Annotated in this window: 2 protein-coding genes and 1 riboswitch; both genes read right to left on the bottom strand. The window is 66.9% G+C overall.

Annotated features, from left to right (window positions below):
- Positions 1–13: 13 nt before the first annotated feature.
- Entirely contained in the window at positions 14–871 is an 858-nt protein-coding gene (locus tag P2Q66_RS15365) for a LysM domain-containing protein (protein WP_275729484.1), read from the bottom strand.
- Positions 872–874: 3 nt separating this feature from the next.
- Positions 875–1,045: riboswitch (cyclic di-AMP (ydaO/yuaA leader) on the bottom strand.
- A gap of 185 nt (positions 1,046–1,230) precedes the next feature.
- Positions 1,231–2,122 (bottom strand): hypothetical protein (locus P2Q66_RS15360; protein ID WP_345795635.1); only part of this gene is annotated, 892 nt, incomplete at its 5' end.

Genomic DNA, 2,122 nt, shown 5'->3' with positions numbered 1-2,122 from the left:
TATGCGAGCGAAATTACGCTACGCGGACGAAGGAAGCTCCACTGAGCCAGCTAATGGAGTGGACCTCGGTCTTGAAGCCGTCAACGCCGCCGCTGACAACCTGGCCGTTACCGGCGAAGACGCCCACGTGGCCGGCGGTGATCACCAGGTCACCCGGGGCGGGGGTGCCCACCACGGAGCCGTACTGGTAGAACTGGCCCGGGGCCAGGTCGCCCACGGACTTGCCAACGGCGCGGAGAGCCTTCTCCACCATGGCGGTGCAATCCTGCTGGACGCCGAGCTGGCCGTAGGCGTTGGCCAGGATGGCTGCGCCGGTGCCCGTTCCGGTGGCAACGGGAGCAGCCGGTGCCGGTGCCGGGGCCGGTGCCGGAGCGGGGGTGGTGGAGGCGTAGGAGATGTTCATGCCGGTGTTCGCGGGAGCGGATGCGGCCTGGACCGGAGCGGCGGCGGGTGCTGCGTATCCGGCGCCCGGGATGGTGATCTGGTCGCCCGGGTAGATGATGGTGGAGATGTCCAGCCCGTTGGCCGCGAGGACATCGTTGAGGCTGACGCCGTTGGCGGCCGAGATGGCGCCCAGGGTGTCACCGGAAACAACGGTGTGGACGTTGGAGGCTGCTGCTGCGGGGGCGGCAACTGCGGCGGCGGGCGCCGAGTAGGCCTGGACGTTAGTGGCTTCGGTGCTGTCCGGGCCGGTCACGCCTGCATGGGCCGGAGCTCCGACGCCGAACGCGATGCCGGATGCAGCGGCAACTGCGAGGGCCGGGCGGCCGAGCGTCCGGGCCTGGGACTTGGCGGAAACAGCCAAACCCTGAAGCACGATCGAGCGGGCCGGAGTCGCGCGGTGACGGGCGGTGATGGAATTTTTTGACACGGTTGATCGCCTCTCCCATGCCTGCGGGGTGAGCTGTCGGGTTCGGGTTGGAGATACCCGGCCGAAAGCAACCCCGAACGGAACGAGGCGCTATCGACTTAACCCCAAGGCTTTAGAAAAAGCCGCGGAAACTTGGTTCCCCCGTCCCTGCCAACAGGAAAGCGATTGAATCCCGTATCAGCGGCAGGGCTCGGCATGCTGAGGGGAATGTCCCGCTTGGGAGGGACACGTGAAAGACCATAACCCGCCCAGCCGCTGATTGTCACATTTGGATAACATACGAGGTCCTCCTCTCGGATTAAGCAATCGTCTTGACTGTCGGCTAAGATGCCGGGCTGACCTCGACTGATAGTCCGCTGCTAACCCTGCGCGCACGAGCGCGTAACAAAGTCATAAAGTTGCGCACGTAACACCGCTCCTGCGGGAACGCGGATAGGTCCCTGCTTGGCGTCGACGGTGACATGGAGGGGCAGTACAGTGCCCACCTTGTCCTCCGCAATGGCATGCGGGTCACAGCGGGCGGGGCGGATATGCAAGGGGAGCTGACGGGGGCCGTCACCCGCCGTGAGGGTGAGGTTTTCCGGCCAGGGATTCCGGGGCGCTTCGGCCAGCAGGGGAGTGCCGCCAATGCTCCGTATCGTCAGGGACCGGGCCGCCTGGTCCGGGTTTTTCCCACCTGGTGCCGGGTGCGGGGCCAGCACAAGATGCACGACGGCGGTGCGCGCGTCCGGTGCCACCTCCAGCTGTGTGCCCAGGCGGATGTCCGCCACGGCGGCTACTGCGGCGGCGAGGCAGAGTTCGCCATTGTTGCGCCGGAGGACCCCGAATGGATCTGAGGCGTTGAAGGTCAGTTGCCGGGGCCGGGACTGTCCGGGTGAGGTCACGAGGACGGTGGCCTTCGCCGTTTCTTCGTCGGGGGAGGGGTGCCCCTCGCACGTTGCAGCAGGAAGCGCCGCCGGCAGGCTTTTCGGCTGGCCGGGCGGCAGTTCGATGCCACCCCCGGCGGGCATCCAGCCGATCGCTCCTTTGAAAAAGGGAGAGACGACTTCGGCCTGGCTCACCGTCACAGCAGCGTCTGACGTGTTGGTGAGCTGCAGCTGGACCTCAGGCTTGCCATATTGGTCCCGCGACTGGTTTAGCTCGACAGCTATGGGTCCTTGCCCTGCTGTGGCAGTCGGTGCCGGCCCGGTGGCCCGCGGCGCGGTGGAGGGTGTGCAGGCCGAGGTTGCCTGCGCCGCCGCCACCAGCGCC

The organism is Arthrobacter sp. Cr_A7 (assembly GCF_029222765.1).
Lineage (GTDB): Bacteria > Actinomycetota > Actinomycetes > Actinomycetales > Micrococcaceae > Arthrobacter.
This window is presented reverse-complemented; position numbering and strand designations above follow the sequence as displayed.